At 61.3% G+C, this 17,793-nt stretch carries 17 protein-coding genes; 5 read left to right on the top strand and 12 right to left on the bottom strand.

What is annotated here, in order from left to right; all coding sequences use genetic code 11:
* Positions 1 to 135: 135 nt before the first annotated feature.
* The 6 genes from SYN60AY4M2_RS07920 to SYN60AY4M2_RS07895 all read right to left on the bottom strand — a co-directional run bounded on the left by SYN60AY4M2_RS07920 (position 136) and on the right by SYN60AY4M2_RS07895 (position 6,997).
* Positions 136 to 1,017 carry a DUF4388 domain-containing protein gene (locus SYN60AY4M2_RS07920; protein ID WP_011431638.1) on the bottom strand — a complete coding sequence of 294 codons (882 nt, stop codon included), beginning with the start codon at positions 1,015 to 1,017 and terminating at the stop codon, positions 136 to 138.
* A gap of 334 nt (positions 1,018 to 1,351) precedes the next feature.
* Positions 1,352 to 2,185, bottom strand: coding sequence for a DUF4388 domain-containing protein (locus SYN60AY4M2_RS07915; RefSeq protein WP_099812672.1), 834 nt, complete (start codon positions 2,183 to 2,185; stop codon positions 1,352 to 1,354).
* Positions 2,186 to 2,476: 291 nt separating this feature from the next.
* On the bottom strand, positions 2,477 to 4,951 hold the full coding sequence (locus SYN60AY4M2_RS07910; RefSeq protein ID WP_346426362.1) for a heavy metal translocating P-type ATPase: 2,475 nt from the start codon (positions 4,949 to 4,951) through the stop codon (positions 2,477 to 2,479).
* Positions 4,952 to 5,106: 155 nt separating this feature from the next.
* Positions 5,107 to 5,376, bottom strand: coding sequence for a hypothetical protein (locus SYN60AY4M2_RS07905; protein WP_099812671.1), 270 nt, complete (start codon positions 5,374 to 5,376; stop codon positions 5,107 to 5,109).
* 12 nt (positions 5,377 to 5,388) lie between these two features.
* A complete protein-coding gene (gene fabF / locus SYN60AY4M2_RS07900; RefSeq protein ID WP_099812670.1) occupies positions 5,389 to 6,654 on the bottom strand; it encodes a beta-ketoacyl-ACP synthase II in 1,266 nt (421 codons plus the stop codon).
* Between the two features lie 97 nt (positions 6,655 to 6,751).
* On the bottom strand, positions 6,752 to 6,997 hold the full coding sequence (locus tag SYN60AY4M2_RS07895) for an acyl carrier protein (RefSeq protein WP_099812669.1): 246 nt from the start codon (positions 6,995 to 6,997) through the stop codon (positions 6,752 to 6,754).
* A 231-nt stretch (positions 6,998 to 7,228) separates the two neighbouring features.
* Here SYN60AY4M2_RS07895 and rpsF point away from each other — a divergent pair, with 231 nt between their 5' ends.
* The 4 genes from rpsF (at position 7,229) to SYN60AY4M2_RS07875 (ending at position 9,407) form a co-directional block, all read left to right on the top strand.
* Complete coding sequence (gene rpsF / locus SYN60AY4M2_RS07890) at positions 7,229 to 7,519, top strand: 30S ribosomal protein S6 (protein ID WP_011431645.1); 291 nt, start codon at positions 7,229 to 7,231, stop codon at positions 7,517 to 7,519.
* An 87-nt stretch (positions 7,520 to 7,606) separates the two neighbouring features.
* The gene (locus SYN60AY4M2_RS07885) at positions 7,607 to 8,005 is read left to right on the top strand and encodes a single-stranded DNA-binding protein (protein WP_099812668.1); all 399 of its coding nucleotides are present in this window, start codon (positions 7,607 to 7,609) and stop codon (positions 8,003 to 8,005) included.
* A 26-nt stretch (positions 8,006 to 8,031) separates the two neighbouring features.
* Positions 8,032 to 8,661, top strand: coding sequence for a M14 family zinc carboxypeptidase (locus tag SYN60AY4M2_RS07880; RefSeq protein WP_099812667.1), 630 nt, complete (start codon positions 8,032 to 8,034; stop codon positions 8,659 to 8,661).
* Positions 8,662 to 8,873: 212 nt separating this feature from the next.
* On the top strand, positions 8,874 to 9,407 hold the full coding sequence (locus SYN60AY4M2_RS07875; RefSeq protein ID WP_041438695.1) for a universal stress protein: 534 nt from the start codon (positions 8,874 to 8,876) through the stop codon (positions 9,405 to 9,407).
* Positions 9,408 to 9,427: 20 nt separating this feature from the next.
* On the opposite strand, the gene SYN60AY4M2_RS07870 is transcribed toward SYN60AY4M2_RS07875, so the two are convergent.
* The 5 genes from SYN60AY4M2_RS07870 to purM all read right to left on the bottom strand — a co-directional run bounded on the left by SYN60AY4M2_RS07870 (position 9,428) and on the right by purM (position 15,510).
* Entirely contained in the window at positions 9,428 to 10,849 is a 1,422-nt protein-coding gene (locus SYN60AY4M2_RS07870) for a DUF4340 domain-containing protein (RefSeq protein ID WP_099812665.1), read from the bottom strand.
* Positions 10,850 to 10,866: 17 nt separating this feature from the next.
* On the bottom strand, positions 10,867 to 12,435 hold the full coding sequence (locus SYN60AY4M2_RS07865) for a Gldg family protein (protein ID WP_099812664.1): 1,569 nt from the start codon (positions 12,433 to 12,435) through the stop codon (positions 10,867 to 10,869).
* A 24-nt stretch (positions 12,436 to 12,459) separates the two neighbouring features.
* Positions 12,460 to 13,245 carry an ABC transporter permease gene (locus SYN60AY4M2_RS07860; protein ID WP_011431651.1) on the bottom strand — a complete coding sequence of 262 codons (786 nt, stop codon included), beginning with the start codon at positions 13,243 to 13,245 and terminating at the stop codon, positions 12,460 to 12,462.
* Positions 13,242 to 14,252, bottom strand: a complete 1,011-nt coding sequence (locus SYN60AY4M2_RS07855) for an ABC transporter ATP-binding protein (RefSeq protein ID WP_099812663.1) — start codon at positions 14,250 to 14,252, stop codon at positions 13,242 to 13,244. Before SYN60AY4M2_RS07855 ends, SYN60AY4M2_RS07860 begins: the two co-directional genes overlap by 4 nt.
* 202 nt (positions 14,253 to 14,454) lie before the next feature.
* Positions 14,455 to 15,510: a phosphoribosylformylglycinamidine cyclo-ligase gene (gene purM / locus SYN60AY4M2_RS07850; RefSeq protein ID WP_011431653.1), complete on the bottom strand. Its 1,056-nt coding sequence runs from the start codon at positions 15,508 to 15,510 to the stop codon at positions 14,455 to 14,457.
* A gap of 145 nt (positions 15,511 to 15,655) precedes the next feature.
* Between purM and SYN60AY4M2_RS14645 the strand changes: the two genes are divergently transcribed.
* Positions 15,656 to 16,759 carry a septal ring lytic transglycosylase RlpA family protein gene (locus SYN60AY4M2_RS14645; protein WP_099812662.1) on the top strand — a complete coding sequence of 368 codons (1,104 nt, stop codon included), beginning with the start codon at positions 15,656 to 15,658 and terminating at the stop codon, positions 16,757 to 16,759.
* On the opposite strand, the gene SYN60AY4M2_RS07840 is transcribed toward SYN60AY4M2_RS14645, so the two are convergent.
* Positions 16,760 to 17,782 (bottom strand): response regulator, encoded by a 1,023-nt coding sequence (locus SYN60AY4M2_RS07840; protein WP_011431655.1) that lies wholly within the window; start codon positions 17,780 to 17,782, stop codon positions 16,760 to 16,762.
* Positions 17,783 to 17,793 lie beyond the last annotated feature (11 nt).

Below are 17,793 nucleotides of genomic sequence, written 5' to 3'. Positions count from 1 at the left end.
TGAAGACTTCTTTACTACTGATCAATCCATCCTCCTTCCGAAGTTGGTTTGCTAAGTGCTGCTATTGTACCCCTTGAGCCCTTAACAGGCTGTACTGCAAAGATCTGCCAGAAGATCTCCTCGCTCAAAAATCTCTCACTTATCCCGAACCCCCCTCAGCAAAGTAGCCAGCCGCGAGACGAGGGAGGGCTTAACCCGGTCGCTTCCCTGTGAGAAAGAGGGTAGTTTGGTGCTCGGCTTTTCCTTCGCAGCTTCCAAGCTTTCTGCCACCGCCGTCAACTTGTCCGAAACCAGCAAAGAGGGAACAATGGCCGTTGGGCCATCACAGGGGCTGATGAGCCCCAGCTTGGCCAGGCGGGCGCAGGCATAGCGCACTTCCAGAAGATCTGCCCCCAACGCCCGGGCCAACTCAGCCAGGTTGCGAGAGGGGGAAACTCCCTCCAAGACTCCCCACTCCAAAGGCGAAAGCCTGTACAAGGGCAGCTCGCTGCTGGTGCGCCAGAAGTAGCTGTCCGGCTGCGGCAGACTTTCTTCAGGACGCTGGTCCAGCTTGAGCTGCTGCAGCGCTTCCAAAACCACGGCACTGGCACCCTTGCTCAGGCCGGTCATCTCGCGATAGGGCAGGCGCACACTAGGCAAGAAGCTGAACTGGCCCGCTTCCAGGGCAAACAAGCTGTAGAGACCTACCTGCAGTTGGTGGCGAAAGAGCTTGGCCAAAGCCACAGGCGAAATTAACCCCTGCCGCTGCAGACACCGCCCCAGCGGCTCTTCCGGGCCACAGAAAGAGGCCAGCTTTTCCACCACCCGCTCGCTAACCAGGCCGGAGCGGGCCAGCAAACCCTCCAAGCGATGTTCCTCTTCGGGGGGCAGAGCTGCAATCACCCGACCTTGGTAAAACCAGATTTTGTAGATGCCGTTTGGGGCCCAGACGGAAAGTTGACCTGTTTTGCTGCCTTTTTCGATGAGCTGCAACAGATCGGGAAGGGAAAATTCTTGGAGGTCTCCAACGATAGCCATGGCAATTCTTTAGCCTCCATTAAGTTGAATATTGGCGCTTTCAGGGATCCTCACGGACACCACCATTCTCATTCCCTGATTCCCTGTCAACAACCGTGTAGCGACGGCAAAGCCATCTTCGCTCAAGTACTCAACCTGGCAGCAATTCTACTGATGAACGATCTTTTTGGAGAGATAAAGTCTAAGCGTTGAGCTGCGTAAGATTTTGGCATCAATTCCTATTACTTTTGTGTTGCTTTGGTCCAGATCTGTTACAGCCATCCAGTTTATCTTTACCTAAATTAACTTCGTAAAGCCGGCGTAGGAGCATGCAATAGAATTTTACTCTACCGGCTTATTTTTCGCGCATGGTTTTGAGGAGAGTAGATAGGCGGCTGACCAAGGAAGGCTTGACCGGCTCCTTCTCTTCCCGAAGGTTGGGGAGAAGCTTAGAAGCCGCCGCAAGCGCAGGCTGGGGTGAAGCGGCCGAGCTGTCGCAGGGGCTGAGCAACCCCAGCTTGGCCAGGCGGGCGCAGGCATAGCGGACTTCTAAGAGATCTGCCTTTAGGGCTTGGGCCAACTCAACCAGGTTGCGAGCGGGCGAAACCTGCTCCAAGATTGCCCACTCCAGGGGCGAGAGTTTGTACAAGGGCAACTCGGTGCTGGTACGCCAGAAGTAGCTGTCCGGCTGGGGCAGATTTTCTTCCGGGCGCTGATCCAACCGAAGCTGCTGCAGCGCTTCCAAAGCCACGGCACTGGCTCCTTTGCTCAGACCGGTCATCTCGCGGTAGGGCAGGGGCACGTTGGGCAAGAAGCTAAACTGTCCCGCTTCCAGGGCAAAGAGGCTGTAAAGCCCCACCTGCAGTTGATAGCGAAAGAGCTTGGCCAAAGCTGCAGGGGAAATAAACCCCTGCCGCTGCAAGCAAAGGCCCAGAGGCTCCTGCAAGCTGCAGAGGGAGGCCAAATCTGCCACGACTTGCTGGCTGACCAGGTTTAAGCGCACCAGCAAGCGCTCCAACTGATGCTCTTCTTGGGGAGACAAGGCCGCCACCACTCGCCCCTGATACAGCCAAACTCGATAAATGCCATTGGGCCCCCAAATGGAGAGTTGGCCTGTTTTCTTTCCTTTTTCCATCAAATGCAACAGCTCGGCTAGGGAAAATTCCTGAAGATCTCCAAGCATTGCCATGTCTCTGCCCTCTCTCCAACTTTCGGATCTGACTTTTTCAGTATTTTCACGGTTTTTCCCTTGCTACGCAAGGTACAAAACGAGGCAGCTTTGGGCCAGCGCAAGCCTCATTTTACATTTGGCTTTTCAAAAGTCAAAGCTAATTAATTTCCTTGATTGAACTTAATCGAGATCGCTGCTTCCTAGGCCTGAGCAGGGCAAAAGTTGTGGCAGAAGTCAGTAAAACTTCGGAAATAGAAACAGATAGTAGGCGGAATATTGGTTGTCTTTAACACTTTTTAATTTTGCTCGTCAGGGGATCCACCACTTAATAAAAGTTCTCCTGAGAAGGAGTGAATTGAAGATTACACTGAGGGAGCTGAAGGCCATGAGGCCGCCGGCCAGGGCGGGGCTGAGGCCGATGCCGAAGCTGGGCAGGAGCGCACCGGCAGCCACCGGGATCCCGACCCAGTTGTAGGCGAAGGCCCAGAGGAGGTTTTGCTGGATCTTGCGGAAGGTGGCGCGGCTGAGACGGATGGCTTCCACGACGTCCCAGAGGCGGTTGCGCATGAGGATGATATCGGCAGTCTCGAGGGCGGCAGCGGTGGCAGAGTGCAGAGCCATGCCCACGTCAGCTTGGGCCAGGGCGGGGGTGTCGTTGATGCCATCACCCACCATGGCGACTCTTTGACCCTGGGCCTGCAGATCTCGGATAACCTGAGCTTTGTCTGCCGGCTGCACCTCGGCGATGACGCGGATCCCTGGCACCTGCAAGGCCTGGGCCACCTGCTGGGCCACCTCGGTTCGGTCGCCGGTTAGCAGGACTACCTGCAGGCCCATTTGCCGAAGCCGTTGCAGCGTTGCCCGGGCGTCGGGCCGCAAGGGATCCTGGGCCGCCAACAGCCCCACCAGGGATCCCGCCACGGCCACCCCCACCACCGTTTTGCCAGCTTGTAGCAGCGCCTGGGCTTGGGCCTGCGCTTGCGGGGAAATCGGGATCCCTAGGGCGGCCAGCCCCTCTAAGGAGGCCAAGATGACCTCTTGCCCTTCCACCCGCGCCGAGGCCCCCAGGCCTGGCTGAGTGTAAAACTCGTCGGCAGAGAGCAGGGGTAGTCCTCGCTCGCGGAGGGCCCCCAAAATGGCCTGGGCCAGGGGATGGCGGGTGCCGCTTTCCACAGTGGCCGCCAGTTGCAGCAGCCGAGCCGGATCCAGAGAGGGGTCGAGGGCCAGGCAATCTGTTAGGTGCGGATCCCCCTGGGTGAGGGTGCCGGTTTTGTCGAAGACAACCGTTTGCAGGCGGTGGGTTTTCTCCAGGACATCGCCGCCGCGGATGAGCAGCCCCCGCTCCGCGCCCAGGCCGGTGCCCACCAGAATGGCCGTCGGCGTCGCCAATCCGAGGGCACAGGGGCAGGCCACCACCAGCACCGAGATGGCCAGCTTAAGGCTGAGGAGCAGAGGGGTGGGGTGGGGCGGGTGATCCGCCAGGTGCAGAGGGGAGTGAAGGCCGACCCCCCTCAGGAGCTCGCTGCCCCACAAGGGGATCCCAACCCAGTACCAGAAGGCGAAGGTGAGAAGGGCCAGCACCACCACCCCGTAGGTGAAGTAGCCGGCCACCCGGTCGGCCAGGCCCTGGATGGGGGCCTTGCGGGCCTGGGCTTCTTCCACCAAGCGGATGATCTGGGCCAGGGTGGTGTCTTTGCCGGTGCGCGTAGCTTGGCACAGCAGCAGCCCCGATTGGTTGACCGTCCCGGCCACGACCGGATCCCCTGGCTGTTTGAGCACGGGTAGGGATTCCCCGGTGAGCATGCCCTCGTCCACCGTGGCCTGGCCGGCAATTACTTCCCCATCCACCGGGATCTGCTCGCCAGCCCGCACCTGCAGCCAGTCTCCCACCTGCACCTGTTCCACGGGGCACTGCTCTGCCGCCAGCTCGCCTTTGCTCAGGTCTTCGGCTGGGGATCCTGACCGTTGAGAGGGTCGGACTCGCCAAGCAACGCTGGGGCGCAGGCTGAGCAGCGATTGCAAACTGCTGGCCGCCCGCAGACGGCTCTGCTGTTCCAGGGCCCGCCCCAGCAGGATGAAGCTGAGCAGCATCACCGGCTCTTCAAAGAAGCACTCCCAGCCCACCTGCGGGGCCAGCAACCCCACCAGACTGGCCAGGTAGGCGGATCCGGATCCCAGGGTAACTAGCGTGTTCATGTTGGGAGCTAGCCGCCGCGCCGCCCGCCAGCCGTCCAGGACAAGGCCGCGGGCCGGGCCGACAAAGGTCAGCGTCGCCAACCCCCAGTGCAGCCAGACGTCGTTGAGGACGGGCAGGCCCAGGCGGGCAAAAAGATCCAGGTGTCCAGCGGCAGAAATGAGCAGCAAAAAAACGGCGGTGAGGGCCTGGCGAAGGTGGTCTTGGGCTTGCCGCCGTTGCCGCGCGAGGGGATCCGCAGGCGCGTCCAGAGCATTGTCCCATCCGTCGGGGGAAGGAGCCTGAGCTTGGGGAAAATCGCCCCTGCCGGCGGCGCAAGAGCTGGGAAACCCTGCATCCGTCAAGATCCGGGCCAAATGCTCGGGATCAGGCTGGATCCCAGGGGCAAGTTCCACAAGAGCTGATTCGGTAACCAGGTTAACGCTGGCTTTGACCACCCCCGGCTGATTCAGCAGGGTCTGCTCGACGACCCGAACACAGCCGGCGCAGCTCATGCCCCCAACATGGAGCAGCAGGGATCCCTTTCCAGGCTCTTCCTGAGAGGACGGCTGAGCTATCCGCTCGGGGAACTTCGCATCCGCAGTAGCCATCTCCAATGCCTAGCGGGTCAACACAACTTTTCCCTCACCCCCAGCTCCCTCCCCCAGGGAGAGGGGGGAGCAGCTCCGCGGCAATTGGCAGCGAGCTTGGAGATAAGGAGATACCCCCTATCCTAGCCTTGGCACCCCAGGCCTCTACGAATCTCTTATCCTCGTTGAACCCGCCGCTCAAACTCCTCGCGGGTGGCATCCACCAGTTGCACTGCCTCTGGATAGAGCTGCGGATGGTTTTGCTTTAGCCAACTCAGCAGCCGCGCCAACTGGGCGGCGCAGAGATCCAGATCGGCCTGAAAAATCACTGCCGCCGCCATGTGCTGGGCGTATTCAGGGGGATGGCCCTGCTGCGTCAGCTCCGCCGTCAAGGCGGCCAGGGCCTGCTGGCGAACAGAGGGGGCGGAGCCTTCAGAAGTGGACATGGGCAGGATCCCTTAGTTGGAAGAGTAGCGGCGCAGGGCCAGGGTCACGTTATGCCCCCCAAACCCGAAGGCATTGACCAGGGCCACGTCAACGGCCATCTGCCGTGCCCTGTGGGGGACAAAGTCCAGCCCCTCGCACTCGGGGTCGAGGTTGTCCAGGTTGAGGGTAGGGGGAACCCAGCCGTGGTGGATGGCCAGGGCCGTCGCCACGGTGGCAATGCCGCCTGCTCCCCCCAACAGGTGGCCGGTCATGGACTTGGTGGCGCTGATGGCTAGGCGAGGGGCATGCTCACCAAAAACTGCCCTGATGGCTTGCACCTCGGCTACATCCCCCACCGGTGTGCTGGTGGCATGGGCATTGATGTGCTGCACCTGGTCAGGCCGGATCCCGGCATCTTTAAGGGCTAGCCGCATCGCGCGGGCAGCACCTTCGCCCGCGGGGGCGGGATTGGTGATGTGGTGGGCGTCGCAGGTGAGGCCGTAGCCGACGATCTCGGCATAGATCTTGGCGCCGCGAGATCGGGCGTGTTCCAACTCCTCCAGCAGCAGGATCCCCGCCCCTTCCCCCATGACAAAGCCATCCCGATCCCGGTCAAAGGGCCGACAGGCCTGTTCGGGGGCGTCGTTGCGGGTGGAAAGAGCCTTCATGGCGCTGAACCCCGCCACCGAGAGGGGAGTCACTGCCGCTTCTGTGCCCCCCGTAATGGCCACCTGCACTTCCCCCCGCTGGATGAGCCGGAAGGCATCGCCGATGGCGTTGGAGCCAGAAGCACAGGCCGTCACCGTACAGGAGTTAGGCCCCTTGGCGCCAAAGCGAATGGCCACGTGGCCTGCTGCCATGTTGGCGATCATCATCGGCACCATGAAGGGGCTACAGCGATCCGGCCCCTTTTGCAGGTAGATGGTCTGCTGCTCTTCCAAAACCCGGATGCCGCCGATGCCGGTGCCCAAGATCACCCCCACCTGCTCAGCGTTGAGATCGGTAATGCGAAATTGGGCATCCTCCAGCGCCTGTTGGGTGGCGGCCAGGGCCAGATGGACAAAGCGATCGGTGCGCTTGACGTCCTTGCGATCCAGGTAGTCGAGGGGATCAAACCCCTTCACCTCCCCGGCAATGCGGCACTCGTGGCGAGAGGCATCGAAGTGGGTAATTGGCCCAATACCAGAGCGGCCTGCCAGCAAGCTCTGCCAGAACTCGCCAGGAGAATTGCCAAGGGGGGTTATCGCCCCTAGCCCCGTGATGACAACACGGCGATGGAAGTTGGATGGGATGGACATAGGAGCGGCGGCAGGATCCACGACAACCATGAGCAGTTTCGACCCGGTACCCTCCGGTTAGAAGGAAGGCAAGCCGGCAGAATTGCCCTCTCCCAGGCTAGGCAGCTTTCTTAGAGAGGATGTAGTTGACGGCATCCTGCACAGTGGCAATGCCCTCCGCATCTTCATCGGGGATTTCCAGATCGAACTCCTCCTCGAAGGCCATGACCAGCTCCACCGTATCGAGGCTGTCGGCTCCTAGGTCGTTCTGGAAATTAGCTTCCAGGGTTACTTTGTTGTCCTCTACGCCTAGTTGATCGGACACGATCTTGCGAACACGGCTGTAAACTTCATCTGCGCTCATGCTTGGAACCCTAGATATCGATCGACTGAGAGTCTCTTGGCTAAGCCAACCGGCAGCTATCGAAGTATCCCCTATTGTATCGGACAACGGATCCCCTCTTGTGAAGAGGCTTGCTTTTGTCGCTGCAGAGGGGTGGAGAATTGAGCTGTGGCCCTTTTCGATTGTCGCAAAGAGAAGCTAGGATAGCCTACTGCACCTTTTGATTTGGATTCCCAAGGAGAACTGGCTTCCATGCCCCGCGCCTATGAGACAATGCTGATCGTGCGCCCCGACCTCTCGGACGAACCCTTGCAACAACTCCTCACCGAGCAGGAATCGCTCCTACGAGAAAACGGGGCAACTGGCCTGGAAATTACCAACAGAGGCAAGCGCCGCTTTGCCGGGTTTGAGATGAAGAAGTTCAAGGAAGGCCTCTACATCCAGTTCAACTACGAGGCCGAGCCAAGGACAGTGGCCACCTGGGAGAAAAATCTGCGCATCAACGAGAGCATCCTGCGCTACATGACTCTGCGCGTGAACTAGGTTGACGGGATCCGGGTCTGGAGGCATGGTAAAGGTAGTTGAGCTGCCTTCTTTTAACGCCCCAATAGACTTTACAGTGGCTCTGTCATGAACTCGATTGTCTTGATGGGGGAAGTGGCCAGCGAGCCGGAGCTGCGCTACACTCCCGACAACCTGGCCGTTACCTCACTGGTGCTGCGCTTTCCCAGCTTGCGCCCGGAGGAGCCACCGTACCAAGTGCGGGTTGCCTTTTTTGGAGAGCTGGCCCAGCGGGTGGTGGACACCTGCCGCGTGGGGGATCAGATCACGGTGGAGGGCCAACTGCACATGAATGTGGTGGAGCGGGATGGGCGTAAGGAAAAGTTGGCCGAGATCACCGCGCGTCGCGTCCACCAACTGGGATCGGCGCGGGTTCTCTCTCTGACGGGGATGGGTGAGTCTGCAACTGTGGACTCCTCTGAAGGAGGGGGGGCTTCCCCAGCGGAGCCGGACGATATTCCGTTCTAGCGGTGCAAGTTTTGCTGGGATCCCCTATGTTGCCAAGACTGGGCGCCGGTGAGCCCTTGGCATCTCTGCAAGTGATCGGCCACTCGGTGCAGGGGCGTCCCATTTACCTTTGGCAGCTCACCCAGGGGATCCGCCCCTTGCTGCTGGTCGGCGGCGTACATGGCGATGAGGTGGAAGGCTATGCCCTGATCGAGCGCTACGTGGCTTCTGGGAAATGGAGATCCTTGGAGGGCAGGGCTGCGCTTTGGGCGATCCCATGCCTGAACCCGGATGGCTGTGCCCTAGGGCAACGGCTCAACGCCAACGGCGTGGATCTCAACCGCAATCTGCCCACGCAAGATTGGATCGCGGCTTCTTTGGAAGCTCGCTATCCGCCGGGAGCGGCCCCAGGCTCCGAGCCGGAGACACAAGCGTTGTTGGCGAGTTTGGCCCAGATTCGACCCCGATTTGTCCTTTCTACCCACTCCTGCCAGGACGATCCCTACGTGAACTACAATGGCCCTGCCCTTGAGCTGGCTCAGGTGATGGCTGCTCGCAACGGCCTGCCGGTAACCGACGACATCGGCTATCCCACCCCTGGCTCTTTGGGCACCTGGGCGGGGCAGGAACGGCGGATCCCCACCCTGACGCTGGAACTGCTGCGCAGGCGGTGTTAGAGTGGACAGCCCAGGAGGATGAGTTCTGACCTGTGTCAAGATCTCTGAACTTTCATTGCCAATCCGACAGGTCATCCGAGATGCCCGCGGTTTTCTCGCCCAGTTCTTTTACAACACAGATAGATGAGGGCAAAGAAAAAAGGAACTTGGAGTCGAAACCGAAGTCAAGCCTTGTCTTTTGCCCATCTGTTAGCCATTTGGAGGAAGTCGGTATGTTCAGCAGGATTTTGGTGGCGGTGGATCGGTCGGAGCTGAGCCAGGGAGTGTTTCAAAAGGCCGTCCAACTGGCCAAGGCCATGCAGGCCGAGATGATGATCCTCCATGTTTTGTCCCAGGAAGAGCCCGGTGCCCCAGAGCCGCCCATGATCTTGGGGGTGGATTACAGCTCCACCATCAGCGCTGAGCTGTGGCAGTCTTATCGGGAGCAGTGTGCCATCTTCGAGCAAAACCAGATGGACTACCTGCGCTCGCTGGTGGAGAAAGCCGCTGAGCAGGGAGTTCGCGCCGAGTACCGCCTCAACTACGGCAACCCCGGTCGGGTCATCTGCGACTTGGCCCGCTCTTGGAAGGCGGACTTGATTGTGGTGGGCCGCCGCGGCCACTCCGGCCTGAGCGAGCTGTTTTTGGGCAGCGTCAGCAACTACGTGCTCCACCGGGCCCCCTGCTCGGTGTTGACGATCCAGGGCGAGGCTCTGAAAAAAGCAGCCTCAGCCAAAGAAGAGACAACCACCGCCTCTGCCAGCTAAGAAAAGCCCGCCGGCCACCGCTAGGAGCCTGAGGAAGACCCTCCCCGTTGGTCCCTTGTCTCCTCCGCTTTGCCCTCCAGCAAGCGGTTCACTTCGGTTTCCACGCTGTTGAAGGTGCTGAGGTCGATGACGGCAATATCCGGCTGATAGCTGCTTTGTACATAGGCACGCAGGCCGGCAGACGTCAAGCTCAACCTCAAGGGATCCCGACCGTCCTCGCCCTTGGCCTCAAAGGTCAGCTTCAGATCTGGCTCGGCCAAGGCTTTTTGGGCGTCTGGATCCGTCTCCGGCAGGAACTCCTTGGCGCGGGCGGCATTGAGGCTGGAGAAGAGGGAGCTGAGGTTGACCGGCTGGCCCGGTTGCTCCGGATTTTCCCAGCGCAGATCCAGGGATCCCTTCTCCTGGGGCAGAGGATTGAGGGTAACCCGCTCCCCTTGGGATTCCAGGGTAACTGGGCCCACCTGGTTGGGGTTGAGGCGGGCGATGCGGTGATCCCGCAGCTCCTCGAAGTCGGAGCGGAGAATGTCGGCGGTGCTGGTGAGGAGGGTGGCCACCGCCGGGTGCTCGGAGGTGATGACGTACACCTGGCCCTCTTTTTCCGCTCCCAAGACCACAGTCAGGGTCTTGCCATCCTTGAGCTCAACGGTTAGCTGGGCAGAAGGCTTCTCCAGACCATAAGGAGCCAGCTCCGCTTTGGTTTCAGCCGGAAACTCCACCGCTTGCAGGCGAGACAACGTATTGAGCAGACGGTCGACGTTCAGGTCATCGGCAGGCAGCTCGCGGGGCTCGACGATCTGCCACGTATTTTCTTGTCGCTCCAAGCGAACGACCTCTGGCTCTGCCTCGGCCAACTGCACCTGCAGAGACTTCACCGCCGCTGTGTCAAAGCGCAGCAGAGTTTTGTCCCGCAAAGCCAGCAGAGAAGGCAAGAGGGATCCCTTCTGGGTGCTGGCCAAGAGCACCACCTCTCCCCCTTCTGGCCTGGCGTAGAAGCCGGAGCCGTCGAAGTTGTCGTTGCCAATGTCCAGGCGGTAGGGATCCCCCTCTTGGGGGAAGAGGGCGATCTGGTGGCGCGGCTTATCTAGGCCGAAGGCCGCCAAATCCTCAGCCCCTTCCAGCGTGATTTGAGGCGTGAGGCGGGAGAAGCTGTTGAGCAACTGCTCCACCGGGAAGTCCAGCGCCGCCGACTGGATGGGACGGATAATGCGCCAACGGGATCCCTCTTCTGCCTCAGGAGTGCGCTCCAAAAGGATTTCCTCCGGTTCCCCCTCTTGCTGCTGGCGAATCTCGATGTGGGCAATGGTGTCGGGGGCAAAGTGGAAAAGCCGCGCCCGCTCCGCTTGCTGCTGCTGGCGCAGTTGCTGGAAGTTGTCAAAGAGGAAATACCCCAGCAGAGCAGCCACTGCCAAGCCCAAGAGAATCCAGGTGCTGCGCTTGAACATGCTCGTCCTCCTTGGCCCTATCGTCTTTGCCACCAGAGCACGGCCCCCGATCCCAACGCCACCAGCGGCAGGAGCACCGTCGATCCCAGCACCAGCCAGCGGAAGTTCTGGCCGGTCACGGCAAGACGGCGGTCGGTGATGGATTTGGGGCGAATGGAGATCTGTTCGGTTCGCTCAGTGAGCCAGTTGAGGGTGTTGAGGAAGAGATCGCGGTTCCCCTGCTGCCTCAGGTTGCCGTCGAGGGCGAAGTTGACGTTGCCGATCACCACCAGCCGAGCCTCGGTCGGCCCCTCCTGGGATTCTGAGGTCTTCTGATCGCCTTTCACCTGGCGGGTCAGGGCTACGCCCAGGGTCAGGGGGCCGGGCTTGTCTTGATCCGGGTCAAATTGCAGCGGGCCGGCCTCTAGGTTGGGGCTGGTCTCTCCCCAGCTCTGCGGGCTGGTGCGCAGCAGAGGCGTGGCCTGGATCCCTTCGCGGACCTCAGTGTCTACAGAACGGGCCAGGGGGAAGAGGGTCATCAGCCGCTGTTCTGCCAGGGGAGCGGTGATGGGGTGATCCCCGTAGGTGGTAACCAGGGCCACCGCCGGCCCCGTGCCCAAAAGCTGGCTGACGCTGCTCACCTCAATGATGAAGTCATCCCCCAAAACCACGCCCCACTCCTCCAGCAAGGGATCCAGGCCGGCATCCACCCGTGGCCCAATCAAGAGCAGCAGCCGCCCCCCTTTGGCCAGGTAGTCCTGCAGCTTCTCCACCTCGCCGGGGAAGAGAGCCCGCTGCGGCCCTGCCAAGACCAACACATCCGCCCCCTCTGGGATCTGCGACTGCACCAGGTTCAGCGGCTCCACCCGGTAGCCCTCCTGGCCGAGGGCTGCCACCGCCTGGGCCAGGGTTGGGGTGCCCTCGCGAGCTTCCAGGCTCACCTCCCCATGCCCCTGTACAAAATAGGCCACCACTTCGCCGCGGTTAACCACCTTGGCCAGCACAGGGGTGAGCTTACTCTCCAGCTCAGGGGCGGGCGGCTGGGGCAGTTGTTGGCGGTTATTGCCCGATTCGACCACCAGGGTGTTATTTTGGGTAACCTGCAGCCGCTGGACAGTGAGGGGATCGCGGTTGGGATCCACAAACTCAAACTGGAAGCGCTCGGGGTTGAGGCGGCGGTAGCGCTCCAGCTGTTCCCGCAGGTTGGGATCGGGGGCGGTGGTGACCACCCAGACTTTCATTGGCTGGGCCAGCCCTTGCACCAATTGCCGCGTCTGGGGGGAGAGGGTAAACAGCCCCTCTTCCGTGAGATCCAGGCGCAGGTCGTAGCGCACCGCCACGACGTTGAGCAACACCAAGATCACGGCCATCGCCGCCGCCGCCACCAGGATGTTGGCGTTGGTCTGGGTGGAGCGCAGGCCCAGGAACAGGCTCACTTCCTTCCGGTGGGTGAGGCCCCAAACCACCACCAGGGCCAAGCCCGTGGCCATCAGGCTCAGGGGCACCGCCGTCCAGCCGGTGAGGGCAGCTCCCACCAGCAGGCCGATGGCCACGACGCCAAGGCCGACGATCCCCGTCCAATCTGCCAATGCCTGCCAAGCTTTCATCACCGCACTCCTCCCAACGCAACCCTAGCTCTGCTGCCAGCGCAGGCTTTCCACCGATTGCACCGTGGCAAACAGCCCCAGCACGATGATGCTGAGGAAAAGGACAACACTGCTGCTGCTGAGGATCCCTTGCACCCAGTTGCTGTACTGCTGCAGCAGCGAGACATGCCTCAGAGTGGCGGCAATCCAGTTGCTCTCCTGGCCGGCTGCCGCGTCGATGACCCAGAGCAGCAGGATCAGCCCAAAGGTAGCCACCGCCGCAATAAGGGTGCTGTCGGTCAGGGAAGAGATGAACAACCCCAGGGCCATGACGCTGCCGGCCAGCAGAGCAAGCCCCACATAGCCCATCAGGGTCAGGCGGTAGTCCACTGCTGGGTTGGCGCTACTCAGCACCAGCACGTGGTAGACCAGCGGCGGCAGCAGCAGCGTGATGAAAAACACCCAGACCGCCAGCCACTTGCCCAGGGCCACCTCTAGGTTGGTGATGGGGGAAGTGGCCAGCAGCTCCATGGTGCCCCGCCGCCGCTCCTCGGCGTAGGAGCTCATGGTAAAGATGGGCAATAAAAATAAGGAAAGCGTGCCCAGCAGATTGAGAAACTGCTGCGACAGGATGGTGGCGGCATCAAAAGGGTTCTCTTGGCCAAACTGGGCAAAGAGATCCACCTGCTGCGAGAAGTTGATCACCCGCACCAAGATGTTGACGAAGAAAAACCCCGCCAGTCCCCAGAACACCGCCGCCACCACGTAGGCAATGGGGGAGGTGAAGTAGCCGCGCAGCTCTTTGCGAAAAATGGCAACCACGCCGTTCATGCCGCTTCCTCCAACGCGCCTTCGGATCCCTCTTGGGTAGTGAGCTGCAGGAAAATCTCCTCCAAAGAAGCCTGGGGACGGCCGATCTCGTAGAGGTCGATCCCCGCCTGTACCAGGGCCCTGGCCACCTCCGGGATCCAGCCTTCTGCAGAAACATGGCTCTTCAGGTGCACCTGCCAGCGAGGGGGATCGGATCCCAGGGCCTGCAAGCTCACCACCTCCACCTGGGGCAGGTTCTGCAGGGCCGCTCGGATGGCCGTTTCCTCAGGAGCGCCCACCACCAGCTTCGCCTGCTGCCGATCCTGAAGCTGGGCCGTCAGCTCGGCGGGCGTGCCAATGGCCGCCACCTGGCCGCGGTTGATGATCACCACCCGGTCGCAGGTCATGCTCACCTCCGGCAGGATGTGGGTGGAGAGGATGATGGTGTGCTCTCCTGCCAGGCTCTTGATGAGGTTGCGCACCTCGATAATTTGCTTGGGATCCAGCCCAATCGTGGGCTCGTCCAGGATGATCACCGGCGGGTCGTGCACCAGGGCCTGGGCCAGGCCCACCCGCTGCTTGTACCCCTTGGAGAGCTTGCGGATCAAGGTGTGGCGCTTGTCTTCCAGGCTGCAGCGGCGGATCACCTCGTCCACCCGTCGCGGCCGATCCCCGGCGCTGACCCGTTTGATCTGGGCGACAAAGTCCAGGTAGCTCTCCACCGTCATGTCCGGGTAGAGGGGCGGGTTTTCTGGCAGGTAGCCGATGCGCTGCCGCACCGCCATAGGGTTTTCATGCACATCGAACCCGGCCACCCGCGCCGTCCCCTCGCTGGCAGGCAAATAGCCAGCCAAAATGCGCATAGAAGTGGTTTTGCCGGCGCCGTTGGGCCCCAGAAACCCCATGATCTCGCCGGCGTTGACCTGGAAAGAGATGTCGCGGATGGCCGTAAAGCTGCCGTAGGTTTTGCTCAGATGTTCCACTTCGATGGCAGCCTTGGTTGCAGGAGCAGTGGATAAACCTGTCATCGGCGGCTCCTAACCTAGAGGGTCAGCGGGAGTTGGCCAACAGCCCAAGTCCGGAGATGGGAAAGCGCGCAGCCCTTCTCTTGTGAAATAGGCGGAGGTTGAGAGCAACAGAGGCAGCAGCGCCGAGGCCATCAGCAAACTTAGCACAGCAGCGGCAGGGATCCGCAAACACAGCCAGCTCCTTCCCCCCTTTGGTGGGGACTCAAGGTACCAAGGATCCCCACTCCTCCAGCCCCAAGACCCGGCTCTCCCCTGGGCGGGCCGGCACCACCTCGCCAATGGGAAAGGCTTCGGGGAGCAGGGATCTCAGCCGATTTTCCGCCTCAGGAGGGATCACCAGCACATAGCCTACCCCCAGGTTGAAGGTGTTGAACATCTCCAAGGTCTCCACTTGGCCTTGCTCCTGCAGCCAGAGAAACTCCGGTGGGATGGGCCAACTGTGGGGCTCTAGCCGCGCCGCCTGCTCCGGAGCCAAACAGCGGGGCAAGTTTTCTGGGATGCCGCCGCCGGTGATGTGGGCCATGCCGTGGAGGGGGATCCCTGCTGCCTGCAGCCGCTGCACTGCCTGGACATAGATGCGGGTGGGAGTGAGAAAGACCTCCGCCAAAGGCCGATCCCAGCCAGGGGGTTGGTGATCCCAAGGCCAGCCCCGCTCGGCCACAATGCGCCGCACCAGGCTAAAGCCGTTGCTGTGCAACCCGCTGCTGGGCAAGGCCCACAACCGATCCCCAAGCTGCACCCGCGAGCTGTCGAGAACGTCTGCCCTCTCGACGATCCCGACGCAAAAACCCGCCAGGTCGTACTTGCCGGGCGGGTAAAACCCCGGCATCTCTGCCGTCTCCCCCCCCAGGAGTTGGCAGCCGGCCTCCTGGCAGCCCTCCAAGATGCCGTCGATCACCTGCCAAAGCGCTTCCGGCTCCAGCTTGCCGGTGGCAATGTAGTCCAGGAAAAACAGCGGCCTGGCCCCCACCGTCAGCACATCGTTGACACACATGGCCACCAGGTCGATGCCCACGCCGCGGTGCTGCCCCCACTGCTGGGCGATCTCCAGCTTGGTGCCCACTCCATCAGTGCCGGCAACCAGAACCGGGGCCCGGTAGCCCGCCGGTAGCTCCAACAAGCCGGCAAAGCCGCCAATGCCGCCCAAGGTTCCTGAAGAACCTGAAGACTGAGCTTGAGAGCCTTCAACGCGCTCCCGGATCCCCTTGACAAAAGCGCGTCCGAGTTCAATGTCAACCCCTGCTGAGCGGTAGTCCAAGATGCCGAAAATCCTTATGCTGACGGGACTTGGGCTTTTGCCCTTGGCCGGGCAAGCTTGTCAACTTCGAAACCTATGGTACATTAACTTCTGTTTTACTGTCGCATTGGACGTTGTACAGGAGTTTCGAGAGGAGCGCGGCCTCATGCGAAATTGGAAGCGGCTTGGACAGGGACTGGCTCCCGCCCGCCAAGTGGGCTTGGTCGGCTGTCTCTGTGTTACGGCCTTCAGCTTGCCGGCAGGTATGTTGGGCAGCCCAACCTCGCGGGCGCAAGCCTCAACTCGCAGCGGCTCCCCTAGTGCCAGAGCAACCCAGCTATCCCCCAAAACCCACTCCCTCTCCCCGGCAACTGACCTTGTCTCTCCCCCCCAACCCAACGCTCCCCCGCCAGCCAAACTCGGCACCTTGAACCCCCAACACTCGCAGTCTCTTTCCCTGGCTCGCCGGGCAATCCCTTCTCGGCCAATGGAAGAGCCCATCCTCAAGATCGGCGAACAGCAGCAGTCGTCCAGCCAGCCTGTCTCCACCCTCTACGACTACCAGATGGACGGGCGGCAGGTGGTCACCGTCTACGTTCGGGATCTCCCCGTTGTCAGCTTTGTCGAGCAGCCCGGGTTGGAGTCGCCGCTGCTGCGGGCCAGCTCCCTCGTGGCCCGGCTCAACCAAATGGCCCAGGGATCCCTGAAGGACACGACCATTACTCTGGCTTGGGCAGAGCCCCAATCCGGGGATCCCCTCTACGCGGTTCGGGTAAACGACGAGGAATTGCTGCGCATCGACGAAGGAGTGCTGCTGCTGGATAACCAACGCCCGGTGGATACAGCGGTTTTGGCTGCCAATCGTCTGCGCCGTCTGCTGCTGGATGCCCCTCCTCTTGCCCCTTCGGCCCTGCCCCAGCCGGCCACCCTGACTGCCGCCAAAGCCACCGCTGCCCGCCGATCAGAAACTCAGGCCCAGGCGCAACCGGACTCTGTCCGAGTGGTCGGGCCTGTGCAAGAAGGGATCGCCTCCTGGTATGACCTGCACCCCACCCGCCACGAGATGACAGCTGCCCATCCCACCCTCCCCTTCGGCACCGAGGTGCGGGTAACCAACCTGGACAACGGGCGCCAGGCTGTCGTGCGCATCAACGATCGCGGCCCCTTCATCCCCGGTCGGATCATCGACCTTTCCCTGCGGGCGGCGGAGGCCCTGGGGATGGTGCGCTCGGGGCTGGCGCCGGTGCGCCTGGAAGTCGTGCAGCGCTAGCTAAGGCACGGGCGAAAAGCGCTTGGAATCGGGCGAGTAGTGCCAAGCAATGCCGTCCGGATCCCGGCTGCGGCTCCACTCGGGAAACCCACTCTTGAACTTCCAGTAGGTGATGGCGGAGACCACCACCCCCAGCCGCTCTGCCAACTGAGTTTGGTTGAGGGGGCGCAGCGTCGCCCGCGGCACTGTAATCGCCTCCTCGGCAGCGGCAGGGCTGGGCGGCGGGGCAGGACAGGCCGCCGCTGCGGGGGGCTCGGAGAGGGTAGCCGTAGCTGTGGCTGGCGGCTTCTCCCCTTCTAGCAGGCGACTCCGGCTGGGCTCCTGGGCCCGCAACAAGCTAAACTGGCTCAGCAGGCCGACATTTTCCAGGTTTAGCAAATCTTCCAGGTTAGAAGTCTGATGAATCAGTTCCAGCTCGCGGTGAAACTCTTCCTCCAGCACCCGTAGGTAGTGCTGCCGCTTCTGCTCCGACTCTGCCTCCTTGAGCAATCCTAGGGCAAACTTGAGGTTCGAGAGGGGCTCACTCAGATCTTGCAAGAACTTCTTGAACAAAGTGCCCTTGACCTCTGCAAACTGCTGCAACTGCTGCAGCTTCTGTCGCAGCTCCTCCAGCCTTTTCTCCTCCAGCCTGCGGCTTTCTAGGCTCTGCCGGTGGTTGTGCAAGGCAATTTCGATGGCGGTGTAGAGCTCCCGCTCTTTGAAAGGTTTGATGATGTAGCCAAAAGGCTGTGTCTCCTTAACGCGAGAGAGAGTGTCCTCATCAGCGTAGGCCGTCAGGTGCACCACCGGAATGTTGAAGCGCTCGGCGATCCGCTTGGCGGCTTCAATACCGTCGAGATCCCCTTTCAAAACGATGTCCATCAAGACCAAGTCCACCGACATTTCCTCCAGCCATCGGATCGCTTCTTCGCCAGAGGACGCGATGGCCGGCACCGCATAGCCAAATTTTTTCAGGACGTTGGCGATATCCTTGGCGATGATCTTCTCGTCTTCGACAACCAGAATGCTGCCTTTGGCAAGCATGGGAACTTTCT

The sequence above is a fragment of the Synechococcus sp. 60AY4M2 genome (assembly GCF_002760375.1).
Lineage (GTDB): Bacteria > Cyanobacteriota > Cyanobacteriia > Thermostichales > Thermostichaceae > Thermostichus.
The sequence above is the reverse complement of the archived record's forward strand: the minus strand, read 5'-3'. Positions and strand labels throughout refer to the sequence as shown.